Origin of the sequence: Sorangium sp. So ce836 (assembly GCF_028553905.1) — a bacterium.
GTDB classification, from domain to species: Bacteria; Myxococcota_A; Polyangia; order Polyangiales; family Polyangiaceae; genus Sorangium; species Sorangium cellulosum_D.
In genome coordinates this window covers 5,179,079-5,197,252 of sequence record NZ_CP102233.1, presented here as the reverse complement: position 1 = coordinate 5,197,252, position 18,174 = coordinate 5,179,079, and the positions used below count along the sequence as shown (strand labels likewise).

General features: G+C 73.3%; 13 protein-coding genes. 7 read left to right on the top strand and 6 right to left on the bottom strand.

Translation table 11 applies throughout. The features are described 5' to 3' along the window. Window positions 1-178 precede the first annotated feature (178 nt). Window positions 179-3,733 carry a serine/threonine-protein kinase gene (locus tag NQZ70_RS18910; RefSeq protein ID WP_129575459.1) on the top strand — a complete coding sequence of 1,185 codons (3,555 nt, stop codon included), beginning with the start codon at window positions 179-181 and terminating at the stop codon, window positions 3,731-3,733. Window positions 3,734-3,953: 220 nt separating this feature from the next. Continuing rightward, window positions 3,954-4,637: a DNA mismatch repair endonuclease MutH gene (mutH, locus tag NQZ70_RS18905; protein ID WP_129575458.1), complete on the top strand. Its 684-nt coding sequence runs from the start codon at window positions 3,954-3,956 to the stop codon at window positions 4,635-4,637. A gap of 18 nt (window positions 4,638-4,655) precedes the next feature. Here mutH and NQZ70_RS18900 read toward each other — a convergent pair whose 3' ends face one another. Both NQZ70_RS18900 and NQZ70_RS18895 read right to left on the bottom strand, forming a co-directional pair. Next, window positions 4,656-6,380, bottom strand: coding sequence for a serine/threonine-protein kinase (locus tag NQZ70_RS18900; RefSeq protein ID WP_129575457.1), 1,725 nt, complete (start codon window positions 6,378-6,380; stop codon window positions 4,656-4,658). Window positions 6,381-6,640: 260 nt separating this feature from the next. Beyond that, window positions 6,641-8,758 carry a hypothetical protein gene (locus NQZ70_RS18895; RefSeq protein ID WP_129575456.1) on the bottom strand — a complete coding sequence of 706 codons (2,118 nt, stop codon included), beginning with the start codon at window positions 8,756-8,758 and terminating at the stop codon, window positions 6,641-6,643. Between the two features lie 160 nt (window positions 8,759-8,918). On the opposite strand from NQZ70_RS18895, the gene NQZ70_RS18890 reads away from it, so the two are divergent. The 4 genes from NQZ70_RS18890 to NQZ70_RS18875 all read left to right on the top strand — a co-directional run bounded on the left by NQZ70_RS18890 (window position 8,919) and on the right by NQZ70_RS18875 (window position 13,052). Further along, window positions 8,919-9,143, top strand: coding sequence for a hypothetical protein (locus NQZ70_RS18890; RefSeq protein WP_129575455.1), 225 nt, complete (start codon window positions 8,919-8,921; stop codon window positions 9,141-9,143). 530 nt (window positions 9,144-9,673) lie between these two features. Beyond that, a complete protein-coding gene (locus NQZ70_RS18885; protein ID WP_129575454.1) occupies window positions 9,674-11,005 on the top strand; it encodes an HD domain-containing protein in 1,332 nt (443 codons plus the stop codon). Beyond that, on the top strand, window positions 11,005-11,775 hold the full coding sequence (locus tag NQZ70_RS18880) for a hypothetical protein (protein WP_129575453.1): 771 nt from the start codon (window positions 11,005-11,007) through the stop codon (window positions 11,773-11,775). Before NQZ70_RS18885 ends, NQZ70_RS18880 begins: the two co-directional genes overlap by 1 nt. Beyond that, window positions 11,772-13,052, top strand: coding sequence for a glycerate kinase (locus NQZ70_RS18875; protein WP_129575452.1), 1,281 nt, complete (start codon window positions 11,772-11,774; stop codon window positions 13,050-13,052). The genes NQZ70_RS18880 and NQZ70_RS18875 overlap by 4 nt, the downstream gene beginning before the upstream one ends. A gap of 210 nt (window positions 13,053-13,262) precedes the next feature. Here the strand turns inward: NQZ70_RS18875 and NQZ70_RS18870 are convergent, their stop codons facing one another. The 4 genes from NQZ70_RS18870 to NQZ70_RS18855 all read right to left on the bottom strand — a co-directional run bounded on the left by NQZ70_RS18870 (window position 13,263) and on the right by NQZ70_RS18855 (window position 16,465). Continuing rightward, window positions 13,263-14,195 carry a hypothetical protein gene (locus tag NQZ70_RS18870; protein WP_129575451.1) on the bottom strand — a complete coding sequence of 311 codons (933 nt, stop codon included), beginning with the start codon at window positions 14,193-14,195 and terminating at the stop codon, window positions 13,263-13,265. A 262-nt stretch (window positions 14,196-14,457) separates the two neighbouring features. Further along, window positions 14,458-15,039 (bottom strand): biopolymer transporter ExbD, encoded by a 582-nt coding sequence (locus tag NQZ70_RS18865; protein ID WP_061624316.1) that lies wholly within the window; start codon window positions 15,037-15,039, stop codon window positions 14,458-14,460. A 15-nt stretch (window positions 15,040-15,054) separates the two neighbouring features. Next, complete coding sequence (locus NQZ70_RS18860) at window positions 15,055-15,624, bottom strand: biopolymer transporter ExbD (protein WP_129575450.1); 570 nt, start codon at window positions 15,622-15,624, stop codon at window positions 15,055-15,057. Between the two features lie 220 nt (window positions 15,625-15,844). Continuing rightward, window positions 15,845-16,465: a MotA/TolQ/ExbB proton channel family protein gene (locus NQZ70_RS18855; RefSeq protein WP_231864858.1), complete on the bottom strand. Its 621-nt coding sequence runs from the start codon at window positions 16,463-16,465 to the stop codon at window positions 15,845-15,847. Between the two features lie 1,043 nt (window positions 16,466-17,508). On the opposite strand from NQZ70_RS18855, the gene NQZ70_RS18850 reads away from it, so the two are divergent. Then, complete coding sequence (locus tag NQZ70_RS18850) at window positions 17,509-18,171, top strand: MotA/TolQ/ExbB proton channel family protein (protein WP_236644648.1); 663 nt, start codon at window positions 17,509-17,511, stop codon at window positions 18,169-18,171. Window positions 18,172-18,174: the final 3 nt, after the last annotated feature.

The following is an 18,174-nucleotide window of genomic DNA, read 5'->3' as shown; positions in this document are numbered from 1 at the left end:
AAAGCGCGGCGAGGGCGCGCCCCCGGCCGGTCCGATCATCGTAGGGGGAGGTGGCTCAACCGGAGCCGGCGGAGCGCACGCGCTCCGGATCGAGGTGGGAGGTTCCATGACGCGCGAGGATTGCGGCGGCGTGGGAGGGGGGCCGGCGCGCCGTCGCGCTAGACTGCGCCACCTGTCGATGCGACCGCGCGCGGAATACCTCGAAGGGCTCGTCGATCTCACGTCCCACGACGACCCGAACGTCCGGCGCGCGCTCTTCCGGCAGACGATCGCCTCGCTCGCCCTCGTCGACGCGCTCGACGGCTCGACCCCGCTCGACACCCTCAGCCCGGATGGCCTGCTCCGGAGCGTCCAGACCGCCATGGCCGACGGGCTGCTCGACGATCTGAGCTGGCTCGCGCCGGCCGCCGCGAGCGTGGCGCTCTACGAGATCGCCGGAGCGCTCCCGCTCGGGCCCGAGCGGCGGGAGCTCGGCCGGCGCGTGCTCAACCAGCTCTACGCCGGCAACGCGGCGACGTTCGTCGCCCTCGCCACGCGCATGGCGGCCGGCTCGGCCCGCGGCCTCTCCGGGGCGGGCATCCGCGCCCGCGTGATGCTCTCGCTCTGGCTCCCCGCGGGCACGGACATCCCGGTCGATCCGCTCGCGCTGCTGCTCGCCTCGCGGCGCGAGCTGTCGCGCGACTGGATCGCGGCGCCCTCGACCGGCTCCCTGCCGGAGCGGCGCCTCGCCGCGCGCCTCCTCGAGCGCGCCGCCCGCGAGGCGACCCGCCGGGCCATGCAGGGCGACGACCTCCCGCTCCGGCTCTTCCGCAACGTGAGCGATGGGCGCCGGCGCGATCTCGACCGCAGCGCCGACGGCATCGCGCTCGCGTGGCAGACGCTCCTCGCCGATCGCGAGCCGCTCGTGTGGCGCCACGTCGCCGCGGCGCGCGGCCTGCTCGCGGGGGTGCTGCCCGACTTCGCCGAGGAGGTGCGCGCCCTGCTCGCCCAGGATCTCTCCCCCACCGAGTGGCGGCGCGGCGCCGCGTCGCTCGCCGCGAGCGTCGCCGTGGATCCGGACGGCGCGCTCGGCCGCGCCGTCGAGCTCCTCCGCGGCCCGCTGCTCGCGCAGGACCCGGGCATCGCCACGGCGATGGTGTGGGGGCTCCCCGTCGCGGCCGACGCGGAGCCCGAGGCCGCCGACGCGCTGCTCGACGAGATCGCGCGCGCGGCCCCGATGGCGACGGCCGAGGCGATCGTCGAGCTCCGGCGCGACCTGCGCGGCGTGACGAGCCGCGGGGAGCCGTTCGGCGCCCGCGCGGCGGCGCGGTGCGCCCGCGCGCTCGAGGACGCGATCGAGGCGCCGCCCAGCGCGCACGTCCGCGACGACGGCCTCGCGGCGCTCGCGCGCGTCGTCCAGCGCGATCTCTCGATGGACGGCGCCGGGGTCGCGCTGCTGCGCGGCGCGCTCGACGGCGCCGTCGCGGCGTTCGTCGAGACCGGGCCGCGCGAGGCGCACGGCCGCGCGCTGGAGGCGTACGCCCTCGCGGCCGAGGTCGTGGGCGCGCTCGAGGAGATCGAGCTCTGCGATCTCGACGACGCGCAGAGCGCCGCGGCGCGCAGGGCCGCGGTGGGGCTCGTGCGCGAGCTCGACGCCGAGCTGCTCGGCTCCGGCCTGCTGAAGGGCCTCCTGCTCCTGAGCCGCCGGCCGAGCGAGGACTCGACCGGCGTCGCCTCGCTGGACGACCTCGACGAGCGGCTGGCGCGGTGGCTGCTCCGCGCCGAGGGGTCCGCCGCGCGGCCCGGCGCGAGCGCGTCGCCGCCGCTGCACGTGACCGTGCACCAGCGCAACCTCCGCGCGCTCATCCACCTGATCGACGGCGAGAGCACCGATTTCGGCGGCGAGCCGGAGCTCAAGGCGCGCGTGCTCTCCCGCTGGACCGGCGCCATCGGCGCGCTGCTCGACCGGCTGCGCGCCGACCGCGGCTCGTCGCTCCGCCGCGCCATCGCCGCGTCCGTCGCCCGCGGCCTCGACGCGCTCGTGCGCGAGGGCGCGGCCGACGCGGCCGACATCTTCCTGCACGCCGCGATGCGCGGCGGCGACCCCGACGATCTCGACGTGCTCGGCCAGGCGAGCATGCACCCGGACGTCGCCCAGCTCCTGCGCGCCTACGCGCGGTTCGCGCGCGGCGGGCGCGAGGGCGGCGCGCGCGCGCCGGACGACGAGGGCGCCGCGGTGTCGCTCCGGTCGACGCGGAAGGGGGCGCTCGACGCGGAGCTCGCCGAGGCCGAGCGCGCGCGCGCGACGCTCGAGCGCATCGCCGCCCTCGACGCGCTCGTCACGGCGCTGCCGGCGGGCGCGTCGCAGCGCACCGAGATCGTGCGCGGCGCGCTCGCCCGCCTCGCGCGCGCGCTCGGGGCGCTGAACGCGGCCCGCGCGCTCAGCGCGCTCACCGCGGCGGGCGACGGCGACGCGGACGCCTCGCCGCTCAGCGCCCTGGAGGACGCCCTGACGCGCCTCGGGCAGCTGACCGCCGGCGCCCGCCGCCGCTGCGGCGATCACCCGCCCTCCCCGCCCTCCGGCGCGACCGAGCCGCTGCGCCTCGCGATCGAGGTCGCGCTGCAGGAGGAAGCGGACGCGGAGCCGAGCGTCGCCGCGCCCGTCGAGGCGCTCGTCTCGGCTGCGCGCGCGAGCATCCCGGGCGCGCTCGCCGACGTGGTCGCCCTCGTCGTGCCGTGCGTCATGCAGCTCCCGGTGCGGCGGCCGAGCGCGCCGGGCGGCGTCGCCCGGCCCGAGCAGCCGCTGCCCGCGTGGCTGCCGAGCCGCCGCACGCTCGGCGGCTTCTACGTGCACCGCCAGCTCGGCGGCGGCTCGCTGGGCACGGTGTTCGTCGTCACCCGCACCGAGGAGCGGCACGATCCGTCGGCCGAGCGCTTCGCCCTCAAGGTGCCCGAGTACGATCACACGGCGGCCCGGAGCGTCTCGGAGGCCGACTTCCTCCGCCTGTTCCGGGAGGAGGCGGGCGCGCTCCTCTCGCTGCCCGATCACCCGAACATCGCCCGCTTCGTCACGTTCGACGCGGGCGCCCGCCCGAAGCCGATCCTCGTGATGGAGCTCATCGAGGGCATCCGCTGCGACAAGCTGCTCGACGCGCGGGGCCTCACCTCGCGGAGCGCGGTGGCGCTGCTCGACGGCATCCTCGCCGGGCTGGAGGCCATGCACGCGGTCGGCGTCGGGCACCTCGACATCAAGCCGACCAACGTGATCCTGCGCGGTGGGCGGGAGCCGGTGCTCGTCGACTTCGGCCTGGCCGGCCGCCACATCCGGCCCGGCTGCGCCACCGGCTGCTACGGCGCCCCCGAGATCTGGGGCGTCGCTCCGCCCGGGGCCACCGCGACCCCGCTCACGGCCGACATCTACAGCTTCGGCTGCCTCGCCTACGAGATCCTCACCGGCAAGACGCTGTTCGACGCGCCCACCGAGGTCGCCCTCATCACGGCGCACATCACGCACGACGGGCTGCCCGCGCCGGTCAAGCGCCTCGCCGACGACCCGAGGACCGCCGACATCGCGGCGTTCATGTACGCATGTCTACGACATAACCCGCAGGACCGCGCGACCGCATCATCCCTGCGCGAGATGCTGCTCCGCATCACGGGCCAGCTCGCCGATATGAGGTGGCCGCTCGACGACGTGCGGGCTCCGCGGCACGGCGCCGGAGGATCCCGGAAAAATCATACGGGAAATTCCTGACATCTTTTTCCTCCGAATCCTGTGGGCGCAAGGGGGGATTTAGGCAGTAGGCTCTCTCTTGGCGGCGCGTTCGGGGGGGCCGCGTATCACAAGGCCGCCATGGCCCCCGGGTCAGCGCTGCTCGATTCTATCGACGTTCCGGCGCACCCCGGCGGCCAACCTATCTCGAGCGCGTCGGATCGCTGGAGTCGCGCCGCGCGATGCTCTAAGGGCGGCGTCGTTGATCCCCGCGCTGGAACCGCCTCGCGACGAAGCCGAGCTCCGATGCCGGGCGTCCGCGCTCGCCGGCCTGACGCTCGCGGATCTGGCGCGCGCGCTCGGGCGCGCGGTGCCCCGCGGCGGCGTGCGCACGAAGGGGGCCGCCGGCGCGCTCGTCGAGCGCGCGCTCGGCGCGACCGCCGGCTCGACGTCGAGGCCCGATTTTCCTCACCTCGGCATCGAGCTCAAGACGATCCCCGTCGACGGGGCCGGGGCACCGCAGGAGTCGACGTTCGTCTGCTCGATCTCGCTCTCGGACGCCGATCGCGCGGAGTGGGAGACGTCGCGCGCCCGCGCGAAGCTGGCCCACGTGCTCTGGGTGCCGATCGTCGCCGCGCCGGGCGTGCCGAGCGAAGAGCGGCGGCTGGGCGCCCCGCGGCTCTGGCGCCCGACGGAGGCGCAGGAGCGCGTCCTGCGCGCGGACTTCGAGGATCTCATGGGGCTCATCGGCATCGGCGCCGTCGAGGGGCTCACCGCGCACGCGGGGCGCTGGCTCCAGGTGCGACCGAAGGCCGCGAGCGGGCGCGCGAGGACGCTCGCGTTCGGTCGCGACGGCGAGCTGATCGCGGCGCTGCCGCGCGGCTTCTACCTGCGCCCGGGCTTCACCGGCGCCATCCTGAGGGATCCGGCCGCGATGCCGGCGTGATCGGCGCGCGGGCGCGCGTCACTTGCAGGGGATGACCTTCTTGGTGCCGTCCGGCATCGTCGCGAAGCACGTCTCCATCGAGAGATCGTTGTTCACGGTCGAGACGGGGCGCGCCGGCTCGGGCTCGCTGGCGGGCGCCGAGTCGGTCGCCCCTGTCGTGCGCGGGCGCCCTCGCCCGCCCGCGCTCCCGCGCTGCGCTTTGCCCGGCGCAGCGCTCGCCGCCGCCGTGCCCGCCGCGGACGGCCCGGCCCCGCCGTCCGCCGCCGCCTCGGTCGCGCTGCCGCCCGCGTCGGCGGCCCCCGCGTCGGCGGCGCCCGCGTCGCTCGCGCTCGCGCCCGCGTCGGCGGCCTCCGGATCGCCCGCGGGGACGACGTTCGGGAGCGCGGCGGCGGTGTCCGTCGGCTGGGGCGACGGCGGCGCCAGATCGACGGGCGCGGCGGTGTCGCCCGGCGAAGGCGCGGCCGTCGGGGCGACCGCGTCGCCCGCGCCGATGGCGAGCTGGCTGCGCTGGAAATAGAGCGCGCCCCACGCGCCCACGAGCACGGCGACGGCCCCCACCGCCACGTAGAGCAGCGTGCGCCCGCGGCGCGGGGCCTCGTCCTCCGCCGGGGGCGTAGAGCCGGCGGTGCGCGCCACCTTGTCGGTCACCGACGGGCCGCCGCTGCTCGTGCGCGACGCGCGCGACATGGTCCGCGACATCGCCGCGCGCGAGGCCGGCGGGGGCAGATCGAGCTCCGCGGCGTGCTGGCGGAGGATCCCCGCGATGGTCGTGCGCGTGCCCGGCGCGGCGTACGGCGCGAGCGCCTGCACGAACTCCGCGATCGTCTGGTAGCGATCCTCCGGCTCGCGCGCGATCGACTTCTCGATCACCTCGACGAGGCCCTCCGGCACCTCGGGGCGGAGATCATGGAGCGGCTCGGGCGGCGACGTGTAGATCTTCGCGCACAGCTCGGGGAAGCTGTCGGCGACGTACGGCGGCCTGCCGCCGATGATCTCGAAGAGGCACACGCCGAGCGCGTAGATGTCGGTGCGCGGATCGACGCTCTTCGACGAGCGCATTTGCTCGGGCGACATGTACAGCGCCGACCCGAGGATCGTGGTCGTCTGCGTGAGGGAGACGTTGCCCGTGTCCCCGGTGAGGATCTTCGAGACGCCGAAGTCGAGCACCTTGATGAGCGGGGCGCCGTCGGGGCGCTTCGTGAGGAACAGGTTCGCCGGCTTCAGATCGCGGTGGACGATCCCGAGCGCATGCGCCTCCGCGAGCGCCTCGCACGCCTGGACGATGTGATCGATGCACTCGCCGATCGCGAGCGTGCCCGCCTCGTGCGCGTGGCCGGCGAGGTCCACGCCGTCGAGGAGCTCCATCACCATGTACGGCTCGCCGCTGTCCAGCGCGGCGACGTCGAGCACGCGCACGACGTGGTGCGTCTGCAGCTTGGCGACCGTGCGCGCCTCGCGCATGAACCGCTCCGCCGCCTCGGTGTACGACATGAACTCCGGGAGCAGGAACTTGATCGCGACGCGCGTATCGAGGTCGAGGTGCAGCGCCTCGACCACGAGCCCCATGCCCCCGCGGCCGATCGTCCGCTCGACGCGGTACTTGCGCGCAATGACGGTGCCAGGCGCGATCGTGTAGACGTTGTCGGCCTTGGGTTCCCCCGCGCCGAGCGGAAACGCAGCCGTCTCCGGGCCGACGGAGTCCTCCCCTTCGGTCGAGTCCGGCTCACCAGAGGAGCGCGCCATCGAGCTAAGGTATACACGTCGCGCTTCTCCGAAGCGATTCCCCTCACGCCGCAGGAATGCAAAGCGTTGCGAAAAAATGCCTCCGACGTGGGATGAGCGCGCGAAAGGGGTGGAAGCGAGCGCGCCTCAGGCCCTGCCTGCGCTCATGACGCACCGCGGGCGCATCGCCCGCGGCGAGCGGGCGCCGACGCTCCCTGCCGCTGCCGCGGGACCGGCGTCGGCCCGCGGTCACGCCAGGTCGATGGAGATTGACAACGAGCTCAGCGGGTGCGCGCCGGCGGGGTCCGGGAGCGGCGCATGTTCGCCGTCGAGGAGGTCCGGTGCGGCCCCTCGGTGCCCTGCGCCGGCGTCTGCCGCGTGGCCTTGAGGTTGCCGAGATCGGCCTCGATCTCGACGCCGAGCGCGCGGCAGCGCCGGATGAGGCGCTCCAGATCGACCCCCGCCTCGATCAGCAAGCCCGAGGGGGGCGACGGATCGACGAACATCTCGGCCGCTGGCCTCCGCGTACGGAGCAGCTCGCGGATCTCGGGATCCTCGATCCAGAGGAAGCCGGAGGCGCCGACGAAGCTCGCCTTGCCGATGACGACGCTCGCCTGGATGAGCATGCGCGAGATGGTGTCCGGCAGCGGCGCGACCGCCTCGATGCGTGAGCGCAAGGCGTCGCTGTCGAGCCCCACCGACAGCGCGCGCGCGATCGACGGCGGGGTGAGCAGGAGATCGACCTGGTCGCCGACGCGCCCGATCTCGGCGAACGCCGAGAGCCCGAGCACGGTCGAGACCTTGGCGCTCGCGCCGACGCGCAGCGCGTGCGCCTCCACGAACTTGCTCTTGCCGTTGTCCGAGCTCGGCGCCGAGCCCGCGAGCAGCGCCCGCCCGCGCGGCGTGAGCCGGAGCGCCAGGTCCGCGCTGGCCACGTCCTCGGCCCCGCCGAGGTCGATGATCCCGAGGGCCGGCAGCGACTCCAGCGCGATCCGCCGCGTGATCTCGGGGACCTCCGGCGCCTCGACCGAGGCGCGCTCGGCCCAGCGGCGGACGAGCCGCTCGACCCCGGCGATCCGCTCGTCGGCCGCGAGGTAGCCCTGCAGCGACTGCCACGGCACCCAGCGGCCCTCGCCGAGGTCGTGCAGCGCGTCGAGCACCATCTCGCGGAGCGCGCCGATCGGGCTCGCGTCGCGGTTGTCGGACGCGACCCGGAGCACCTCCCGCTCGGCCCGCGCCTCATCCCACGCGCCGCCGCGGCGCCACGTCGTGAACAGGAGCGGCGTCAGCTCCTGCACCTGGAGCGAGCCAGGCGGCGTGGCCGGCGACGCGGCCGAGGCGTCCCAGAGCCCGACCGCCCGCGACAGCGCGGCGACGAGCGCGACGCTCTCGACGTCCCGCCCGAAGCGCTGCGCCAACCGGACGAGCAGCGACCGCGGCGTCCCGACGCCGGGGCGCACGTCGCTCCCCGGCTCGCGCACGCAGTACGCGAGCGCCAGCGAGAGCATCCCCGGATCCGACGCGAAGCGGGCGCGCCGCGGGGCGTGGTCCTCCTCGAGGACGAACGACCGGATCTGCTCCCGCCGCTTCTCGCGCATCCGGCGGCGATCCGCGCCCACGATGGCGGCCACCTCGGTCGGCACGACGTGGCGGTTCGGGTGGATCGGGATGAGGAAGGCGCGGCGCTCGAGCGCGAAGCCAGCGCCGCGCCGGCTCGCCGTCACCCCGCTCGCGCTGCGGAGGCGCATCGGCTCCCGCTCCAGATCGAGCAGCTCCTGCGTGTCGACCTCGCCGCCGACGGACTCGATCGCCTCGAGCAGGCGGCGCTCGACCGGCGCGAGGCGATCGATCTCCTCGCGGAGCCGGTCCGGATCGCTCAGCGTCTCCCAGGCGACCTCGAGGGACAGCGCGATGGGCGGCGTGGCCGGACGGCCGAGGTAGTGCGTCGCGATCGCGCTCATCGTCTCGAACGGCGCCTGCGCGAGCAGCGCCCGGATCGCCCGCGGGTCCTCGCTCTCCCAGCTCTTCAGCTGGACCAGGAACGCCGCGGGGAGCACGAGCTCGATGCCCTCGTCGGTCTTGCGCGCGTAGACCACGCCGCGCGCGATGAGCGGCTCGAGCCCGGCCGGGAGCGAGGGGACGACGAGCACGCCGCCCGCCTCCGCGATGCGGTGGAGCAGCTCCCGGCTGGCGGTCGGGAGCCGCGACGGATCGCGCACGTCGGGGAGGCCGACCAGCGCTCGAGCCGCCTGAGAGGGCGCGTCGATGCGCTTCGCCGCGTCGATGCGGATCCCCATGCGCGTGATGAGGCCCTTGAGCTCCGACTCCGGGAGGGCGCGGAGGATCGCGTCGAGCCGCCTCGGCGACTCGTCGAGCTCAGCCTCATCACTGCTCGCCATGCCTCCCGATTCGCGTGTCACCCGACCTAGCTCCTCATCTGCAGGATTCCCCCGCCCCGACTGTCGTCCGTTGGTCGTGGTCATGCGTTCGACCTATCTCCCGAAGTTCCGATGACCCACGTTAACCAGCGGAATAGCCAGCCTCCTAACGTACACCAGGATGCTCGTCCAGCTTCAAGAAATCGAGCACTTTCCTCCTCCGTTCACAATTTTCTCCGTTCACAATTTCGTCGCGCGCCTCGGCGGCGCTGTCGTTCGCGCGTCGTTCGCGCATCGTTCGCGCATGGTCCGGTTCTCGTTCGCTCGTTCGCAGCGCCGTGCAGCGCCATCGCCGGATTCCGGTGCAGGATTCCTGATGGTCACCGCCGCTTCGCTCTCCGCCTGAGCCGTCTCGAGGTCTTGTGTCGTACGGCGGAGCCGCACGCAATCGCACGACCTCGCACGCACGCGCATGCGCCGGTGCGTTCGCGTGCCGCGGCGCGTGCCGCGGCACGACACGTCTCTACGCTACGCTCGACGTCGACCGCGATATTCCGCGCCGGCGTGCGTGCCCCCCGCCGCAAAGATTCCGTCGCGCGCCGCGCGCGCGCCATGGTCGCCGGGGGAAACGACCAGGTCGCCCCATCGCCTGCGCCGACCAGGTCGCCCCATCGCCTGCGCCGACCAGGTCGCCTCATCGCCCGCGAGGAACGCTCCTCGACGAGCCGCGCTTGCCTTCCCGTAGGCTCGCGTGGGAACGTCGCGCACCTCCTTGATTCCCCGCCCCTGTCCGATGCGCATCATGCTGTGCTCCACGCCGCACGCCCGGAGCGGCGCGGCCTCCCCTCCGCGCACACGCCCGCAGCGGGGCGCCATCAGGCAGCTCCTGAGTGACCTGCCGCCCTTCGCGCCCATGGGGTCGCGTGGAGAACCATCGTGATCCTGCGCGACCCCGTCCACGGCCTGATCGAGTTCGAGAGCGGCGAGGCGGCGATCGTCCCGCGCCTGCTCGGCGCCCGCGAGGTGCAGCGGCTGCGACGGATCCGGCAGCTCGGGCTGACCTCGCTGGCGTACCCGGGCGCTGAGCACACCCGCTTCGCGCACGCGCTCGGGGCCGCCCACGTGATGCGCCTCCTGATCGCGAGGTTCCGCCAGATCGACCGCGACCTCCCGTTCTGGCAAAGGGTGACCAGCGATCGCGCGCGCGACGCGATCGCCGCAGCGTTCCTGCACGATCTCGGCCATGGCCCGCTCTCGCACCTCTTCGAGGAAGCCATGCCGGGCGCGCTCCACCATGAGCGCTGGACCGAGCGCATCCTGCTCGACCCGGCCTCGGACGTGCACCAGGTGCTCGTGCGCCAGGATCCGTACCTGCCCCAGCGGGTGGCCGACCTCATCGGCGGGCGACACGAGCTGCCGTACCTCGCCAAAGCGGTGAGCGGGACCTTCGACGTCGATCGCTGCGACTACCTGCTGCGCGACGCGCACGCGACGGGCGTGAGGTACGGCGAGTACGATCTGCCGTGGCTGCTGCGCAGCCTCAGGTTCAGCGACGTCCAGGTGGAGATGCCCGGCGGCGGCGCCGCGTCTGCCCCGCCCGCTCCCGCGCTCGCCATCGACGGGACGAAGGGGATGCGCGCCATCGAGTCGTTCCTCCTCGCCCGCTACTTCATGTTCCAACAGGTCTATTTCCACAAGACCACGCGGAGCGCGGAGTGGATGATCGGCGCCATCCTCCGGCGCGTCGTCGCCCGCCTCGCCGCCGGCGACCGGATCCCCGAGGTCCCCGCCGCCGTCGCGGCGATGGCCGTCGGCGAGATGCCCACGCTGGAGCAGTACCTGGAGCTCGACGATCAGGTCCTGCTCGGGGCCATCCACGCGTGGGAGAACGCGTCCGATCCCGTGCTGTCCGATCTCGCCCGCCGCCTGCGCGCGCGCTCGCTCTTCAAGTCGGTCGAGCTGTTCCCCGAGCCCGGCGAGACGCCGGCCGGACGCGACGCGCGGCGCGCGACGGCGCTCTCGACCGTGCGCGAGATCGCGCAGGGCGCCGGGCTCGACCCCGAGGTGTATGTCGGCGTCGACGTCGCCGAGGACACGCCCTACGCCGAGGACGAGTCGCTCCTGGTCGTCTACCCGAGAGGACGCCCGCGGCGCCCCGCCGAGGTGTCGTTCTTGCTGGAGCGGCTGCGCAACGAGACGATGACGCGCACCCGGATCCTCTTCGCGCCCGAGCTGCGAGACACGGTGCGGGAGGCGCTGGTACGCTGATGACGACCACGAACAAGGCAGCACGGGGATCCGTCGAGCCCGCGCGGGTGCTCCGCCCGGCGCGCGAGCGCCGCGCCGTTGCCAAGGCGCTCGCCGGCGCCGTGGCGCTCGCGGCGCTCGCGGGGGCGTCCACGGCGCGCGCGGACGGCGACCGCGCGGCGCGCGCGGACGGCGACGGCGCGTACGGCCGCCTGGACGGAGACCTCGATCTGCGCGCGGGCGCGGGCGCCTCGTTCGCGAGCGGGGGCCCGGCGCTCTGCGCGCACGGCGCCGCGGCCTACCTCTCGACCGCAGGCCTGTATGCGCACTACACCGACGCCCTCGGCGCGCGGGGCGCGACCGTCGCGCGCTCGATCGCGGGCGGCGTCTTCATTCAACCGCTGTTCCTCGGCCGGTACGCGAGCGACCTCGAGCTCGGCGCGCCGTGGCTCGACCTGCTCATCGACTCGGTCGCGCTCGGCGTGGGCTCGTTCTGGGAGGCGCCGCCCGGAGGCGGGCTCGCGTCGGAGCCCGGGCTCGAGCTCTCGCTGTCGCTCGACGTGCCGCTCCTGGGCCGCGCCACGGGCCCGTTCCTCGGCGTGCGGGGCGCGCTCCGCTGGGGCGGACCGGCGCTCGCGGGCGACGCGAGCCCGCGCCACGAGCAACGGGCGCTCGTGTCGATCGCGCTGAGCTGGCACCACGTCGTCTCGGCGCACATCGTCGACGCCGGCGACCGCGCCCCCGCCCGGGTAGCGGCGAGGCGCAGCGAGGCCGGCGCGGGGGGCCGTTGAGCGCCGCGCTCGACGCGCTGCGCACGGCGCTCGTGTCCGCGTTCCGCGCCGGGCTGGCGGAGCTCGATCCCGCGGGGCTCGTCGAGCGCGCGCTCGACGCGGAGGCCGGCGCGCGCCGCGGCCGCGTGGTCGTGATCGCGGCCGGCAAGGCGGCGCTCGGGATGGCCCGGGGCGCGCTCCGCAGCTGGGGAGACGGCATCGCCGGGGGGCTCGCGGTCACCGTCGCGGCGCCGGCGACCTCCGCGCGCGATCGGCACGTCGCGCCGGCCGATCCCGAGGAGGCCGCGCTGCGCCCGCTGCGCGTGATGCGCGCGGCGCACCCGATCCCCGACGCGCGCAGCGTGGAGGCGGCCGAGGCGGCGCTCGCCGCGGCGGCCGCGCTCGGGCCCGGCGATCTCCTGCTGGCGCTCATCTCCGGCGGCGCCTCGGCGCTGCTCGCGGCGCCGCCCGAGGGCGTGTCCCTCGCGGACAAACAGGCCCTCGTGGCGGCGCTCCTGGAAGGGGGCGCCCCGATCCAGGAGGTCAACCTCGTTCGCCGCCACCTCTCGCGGATCAAGGGTGGGCGGCTCGCCGCGGCGGCGGCGCCGGCGCGCGTGCTGACCCTGCTCCTGAGCGACGTCGTGGGCGGGCTCCCGCACGACATCAGCTCGGGTCCCACCGTCCCGGACCCGACGCGCGTGGAGGACGCGCTCGCCGCGCTCCACCGCCGGGCCCCTCGGCTCGCGCGGCTCGCGCCCGCGCTGAGCGAGTCGCTGAAGCCGGCGGACGCGCGCCGCGTGGAGGCGCGCCTGCTCGCCGATCCGGACAGGCTCGCCGAGCGCGTGGCCGCCGCCCTCGCCGACAGCGCGGGGCTGCGCGCGGTCGTCGCCCCGGCCGAGGACGGCGACGCGCGCGCGATCGTCGAGCGCCGCCTCGCGCTCGCGCGCGCGCTCGCCCCGGGCGAAGCGGTCGTGATCCCGTGCGAGCCGACGCTCGCGCTGCCGGCCCGGCGCGGCGCCGGCGGCCGCGCGGGGTGGATCGCGCTCGCGGCCGTGCGCGATCTGCCGCCGGACGTGGCGCTCCTCTGCGCGGCGTCCGACGGCGCCGACGGCAGCTCCGGCGCGGCGGGCGCGGTCGTCGTCCGGCCTGCGGCCGCCGCGCTGGACGACCGCGCGATCGACGCGGCGCTCGCGGGCTTCGACGACGCCGCCGCGCACCGGGCCCTCGGTACGCGCGTCGAGACCGGCCCGACAGGCCACAACCTCACCGATCTGCACATCGTCGCGCGCGCGAGCTGATCGTCGGCGCGCACGGCCCGCGACACGCACGCGAGCCGACGCTGCTGCGCGGACGCGGCTGTGCGCCGCTCCCCCCGCGCGCCGCTCCCCCCGCGCGCCGCTCCCCCGCGCGCCGCTCCCCCCGCGCGCCGCTCCGCTCACCGCGCTGCCCGGCGCGCCACTCACCGCGCTACCCGGCGCGCTCCGCTCACCGCGCTGCCCGGCGCGGCCTCACGGCGGCTCGGCGACGGCCGCGGTCGTGTCGCCCATCGCCTCGCGCACGGCGAGGGCGAGCGCGCAGCTGTTCGCCTGCCGCTGCCGCGCCTCGAGCACGCTCCCCTCGACCGACGGCGTTCCGCCGATGAGATGGCCGCTCGCTTCGCGGCGCACCCGCAGCACCGGCTTTCCGTCCGACAGCCGCCACACCCCGACCCGCGCCATGTGCGGCACCCCGAGCAACGCCTCGGTGCTCGTCGCGCCCTCGGCCGGCTCGTCGAGGACGAGGAGGTAGTACTGCGCCCGCGTCAGCAGCTCCGCCGCGAGCGGCACGTCGTCGCGCATCGTGTCCTCGAAGCTCGACTCCAGGAGCCGCAGGCGCAGCTCGGCCGAGGCGTCCTGCGCGTCGCGCACCCACTCGTCGGAGAGGACGTGCATCGTCCGGTAGGCGACGCGCAGGTTGAACGGCTGCGCGGGCCGCGAGCAGCGCTCGGCCTCGTTGCAGTACTCGCCCGCAGGGCAGTCCCGCGTGCGCTTGCACTCCGCGCCCGCCAGCGGGTTCGGGTTCGGCACCCGCAGGAGGCACGCGGTGAACGCGTCGCGCAGCGACTGCTGCGCGTTCTTGCGGACGGCGTCGACGCTCGCCGCCTCGTCCACCCGGAGGCGCAGGTAAATGCCCGCGAGCTCCCGGAAATTCCACGCCTTGAGCGCCTCCCGATCCACGAGCTCGGCGCCCGTGCTCCTCGCCAGATCGAGCGTCCAGCCCTCGACGCGGTCGCGCATCGGGAACCAACGCGGGCCGAGCTCGACGGCGACCGCGCGCTGGCGCGCCATCAGCTTCTGGCGTGCGCTCTCGATCTGCCCCTGGGACCACTTCCAGTGGAGGATCGCCGAGACCGCGAGGACGAGCGCCGTGTAACCCCAGAACTTCCCCCGGGGCCAGCGCATCTTCGAGCGCGCTTCCCGCGCCCTGTAGACCGAAGGCAAGCCGCGTTCGCGGGGCGGCTGTTCAGACGACATACGAGAGGCTCCACGCAGGAGGGACCGGAACGATCACGCGCGCAGGGCGGCCTCCTCCACACGGGCTGCGCGGAGGGAAACGCCGCGCCGAGCGCGCCGCTGTTGCCACCACGTCCGATGGTGACCGGGGCCGCCGGACATCGCCCAGCGCGCCCCTTCCTTCTGTGCTCGATAGGTCAAGAAGCGAGGATCACTGCGACTTCGGGAGCTTGCTGACCATGAAGCTGACGTTCGGGTAACCGGCGAACGCCGCGGTCTGGAACACGCTCTTCACGACCAGCGCGGGCACGTTCTGATCGACCTGGAGGATGCACACGCCCGGGAACGGCTTGTTCGGCTGCACCTGCTTCCACAGCTCGCGCTTGTTCTTGAGCAGGTTGAAGAGCTCGTCGATCTTCTGGAGGCGCCCGAGCTCCTCGATCGCGCGCGTCGACCCGGCCAGGGCGCCGTCGACGAGGATCTGGTTGCCGTTCACCGCCACCATCGGCGCGTCGATGACGTCTTCGACGTTCTCCGCCTTCGGGAGCTTGACGTTCTTGTCGACGGCGATCTCGCCCGACGCCGAGAAGGACATCAGGAGGAAGATCACGGTCACGACGAGGAAGTCGATGAAGCTCACGAGGTTGAGCCCGGCGTTCGGGCTGCGAGCGCCGTGCCCCGACACCTTGTTCCACACGAACCGCAGCGGCACGCCCTTCATCAGCCGGCGGCCCGGCTGATGGATCACGTGAGCGTGGGGGTTCTTGTGGTGATTCGGATTGAACCTATCCATGTGCGCGCTCCTGCCTCAGCGGACCGAGAACGTCATGTTGAACACAGGGACCTGCTTGTTCCCATCCGGCAGCCTCATCTCGCGCTTCGGCGCGTAGAGCGCGTCGAGCACCGCGACGATCTCCTTGAAGGGCGTGCGGTTGTCGGTGTGGAGGATCGCCTGGTCGAGCTTCTTGTCGCTCGGATCCCGGTGGCCGCCGTGCGTCTTCCACTCCTCCTCGATCCGCTTCGCCAGCTCCGGGTAGCGGATGATCTTGGAGCTCGCGTCGCCGAGCTCGACGGGCGCCTTGTTCACCTTGACTTCGTTGACCACCGTCGCGCCCTGCTTCCACACGAGCCCGAACTCGCTCTCGCCGATGTGCAGGTTCAGCACTTTCTCCGGCGTCTGCGGGGTGAGCTCCTTGTTCGGATCGGGCGGGCCAGGGACCTGGGCGTCCGCGTTCATCCGCGAGTTGGTGACCCAGACCGCCGTGATCAACAGGAATGCAATCGTGACCATCAGCAGGTCGATGAACGGGATCATGTTGATATCGCTGTTCGTCGACCGCTTTTTGCCGCCACCGTCGCCGACGTCTACGCCGCCCATATTGCCTTCCCAACGTGAGCCGGAGCTCACTCATCCAAGTTGTTGCGGGAACACCCTGCTCGCAGCTCGCGCAGGGCCACCATGCTGGGTCTGACTTCGTCGCTCTTCTGAAGTTCCCGGGGCCCCGGCGGCGCGAGCCGACCGGGGCTTCGAGGCGCGAGAGCGGGCCCAGGCGGAAGCGCGCGGGACGCGCTCGACGACCTGGGCCCGCCGAGGACCATCAGGCAGCCGCCTGACCGACCGCAGCGACATTCACCTTCTGGCGGTTCGCGACGACGAGGTTGAGGATCTGCACCGATGCCTCGTTGATGTCGTCCTCGATGTGCTGCGTCTTGCCGTTCAGCACGGCGAAGCCGATGAGGCCGATGATCGCCACGCCGAGGCCGAAGGCGGTGCAGTTCATCGCCTCGGAGATGCCGAGGGCGAGCACGCGAGCCTTCTGGCTCGGGTCGACCGACTCGCCGGCGACGGAGCCGAAGGACTTGATGAGACCCGTCACGGTCCCGAGCAGGCCGGAGAGCATCGCGAGGTTCGCGAGCAGCGCGAGGTACGAGGTGCGCGCGCTGATCTTCGGCAGCTCGCGGAGAGCCGCCTCGTCCATCGCCGCCTGGACCTCCTCGTCCGGGCGGTTCACCTTGACGAGACCGGCCTGGACGATGCGGGCCAGCGGGGCGTTCGCCGCGGAACACATCTTCACAGCCTTGGCGACATCGCCCGCGAGGATGCACTTCTGCATCGTCGCGAGGAAGACGTCCTTGTTGATGGACGAGCCGAACAGGTAGAGGGCGCGCTCGACGATGATGCCGATCGTCAGGATCGACCAGAACAGGATGGGCCACATGCCCCACCCACCCTCTTTGAAAGCTTCATACGCTCCGTGCATTGCTTCTGTCCTCCAGTTCGCCTCGCGTCCCCGGGATGAGGTTTCGCGCAACTCGATCGGTTCCCTATGTCAGACTCGTGTTGCCGAGGGGCGGCAGTCTTTCACTCACACGTAAGAACGGATGAGAGGCCTATTTTGCTTGGCGGCGCTGGCCGTGGACGGCTTGCTCCTGTCGCTCTCTGGCGAGATGCCCACGGGACGCTAGCCGAGCGGCGCTGACCTCTGCAAGAGTCCTGATCGTCTCTTCTGGTCCCGGCGCCCGGCGCCGTCCCAGCTCTCTCACCTGTCGTCCAAGACTGACTTCGCGTCGTCACGCCAGGGGCCCGTGATGGCTCTGGGCGCGGCTCCCCGTTCACCGCAGAGCGTGCCGCCATCCGGCAAAGCTTCGCCGATGCACCCGGGGGACTCGCGCATCTTCGCGATTGAGACCCGGCGCCGTCAAGAGAGATTTGGCCACACGTGAGCGCTCTGATGCGGGCAAAACTTTACAACAATCGCAGGGTTATGTCACCATCTGCCGGGCGCGCCGCGCGCAGGCCCGCAGCGGGTCCCGCGAACCCTGGGGAGACGCGGCGCCGGGTCCGACGGCCGACGGCCGACGGCCGACGGCCGACGGCCGACGGCCGACGGCGCGACAGCGCACCGCGGCAGTGCGAGCGGCATTACCCCGAGAGGATGCGCAGTGACTCAGCGAGCGAGCGAGCGCTGGAGCGGTAGAGCACGGCCGCCTGGCGGGGCGCGGCGGCGGGGGCGATTCAGGGAGCTCCGTACCCCTCCGGCCGCCAGCGACCCGCGCCGCCTCGCCGCGGCCGGCGCGCTCGCCGCGAGAGGCACCGCTGGTTCTGCGGGGATTTGCGGAGATCCCGGCCTCTCGCCGCCCGGCGCGGCCGCATCGCCGAGCTTGCGCACGGGATCGGGCGGCAGTTATAGTCGCCGCGCCTAGAGATTGTCGGGCTTCTGACGACGCTGAGAAAGGGACTTCGAGGATGCGTCATCTGCTGATGTTGGCGGCCGAGGGTGGTGGCGAAGGCGGGATGTGGGAGGCCATCAAGCACAATCCGACCTTCCTGATCGCGAACCTGGTCGTCTCGGCGGTCGTGGTGACGATCATCATCGAGCGGACCGCGTTCCAGCTGGGACGCTACCGCGTGAACTCCAAGGAGTTCTTCGCGCAGGTCAAGAAGCTGGTGGCGGCCGGCAACATCGATCGCGCCATCAAGCTCTGCGACGCCAGCGATTACCCGATCCTGCAGCTCGTGAAGGCCGGCCTGACCCACGCGAACAAGGGCGCGGACGAGATCGACGCCGCCCTCAGCGAGAAGCTCTCCGAGCTCAAGCCCGCCGTGGAGAAGCGCATCGGCGCCCTCTGGTCGCTCGCGAACATCGCGACGCTGATCGGCCTCATCGGGACGGTCTCCGGCCTGATCAACACCTTCGCCTCCATCGCCGCCCAGGGCCTCTCGCAGGCCGACAAGCAGCGGATGCTCTCGAACGGCATCGCGGAGGCCATGTACAACACGGCGTTCGGCCTCGCCATCGCCGTCGTGTGCATGATCGCGCACGTCATCCTCCACACCCGCTCCAAGAACATCCAGCACGATCTGGAGGCGACCACGGAGCGCGTCTTCAACCTGCTCACGATCAGCAGCAAGCCTGGCTACTAGCCC

What these genes read in the sequence shown, in the direction of transcription:
- NQZ70_RS18880 (WP_129575453.1), top strand. Translation starts at nt 11,005, where the DNA reads ATGACGACCACGAACAAGGCAGCACGGGGATCCGTCGAGCCCGCGCGG.
- NQZ70_RS18850 (WP_236644648.1), top strand. Translation starts at nt 17,509, where the DNA reads ATGTTGGCGGCCGAGGGTGGTGGCGAAGGCGGGATGTGGGAGGCCATC.
- NQZ70_RS18865 (WP_061624316.1), bottom strand. Translation starts at nt 15,039, where the DNA reads ATGGATAGGTTCAATCCGAATCACCACAAGAACCCCCACGCTCACGTG.
- NQZ70_RS18895 (WP_129575456.1), bottom strand. Translation starts at nt 8,758, where the DNA reads ATGGCGAGCAGTGATGAGGCTGAGCTCGACGAGTCGCCGAGGCGGCTC.
- NQZ70_RS18860 (WP_129575450.1), bottom strand. Translation starts at nt 15,624, where the DNA reads ATGGGCGGCGTAGACGTCGGCGACGGTGGCGGCAAAAAGCGGTCGACG.
- NQZ70_RS18870 (WP_129575451.1), bottom strand. Translation starts at nt 14,195, where the DNA reads ATGCGCTGGCCCCGGGGGAAGTTCTGGGGTTACACGGCGCTCGTCCTC.
- NQZ70_RS18900 (WP_129575457.1), bottom strand. Translation starts at nt 6,380, where the DNA reads ATGGCGCGCTCCTCTGGTGAGCCGGACTCGACCGAAGGGGAGGACTCC.
- NQZ70_RS18890 (WP_129575455.1), top strand. Translation starts at nt 8,919, where the DNA reads ATGCTCGTCCAGCTTCAAGAAATCGAGCACTTTCCTCCTCCGTTCACA.
- NQZ70_RS18910 (WP_129575459.1), top strand. Translation starts at nt 179, where the DNA reads ATGCGACCGCGCGCGGAATACCTCGAAGGGCTCGTCGATCTCACGTCC.
- NQZ70_RS18855 (WP_231864858.1), bottom strand. Translation starts at nt 16,465, where the DNA reads ATGTGGCCCATCCTGTTCTGGTCGATCCTGACGATCGGCATCATCGTC.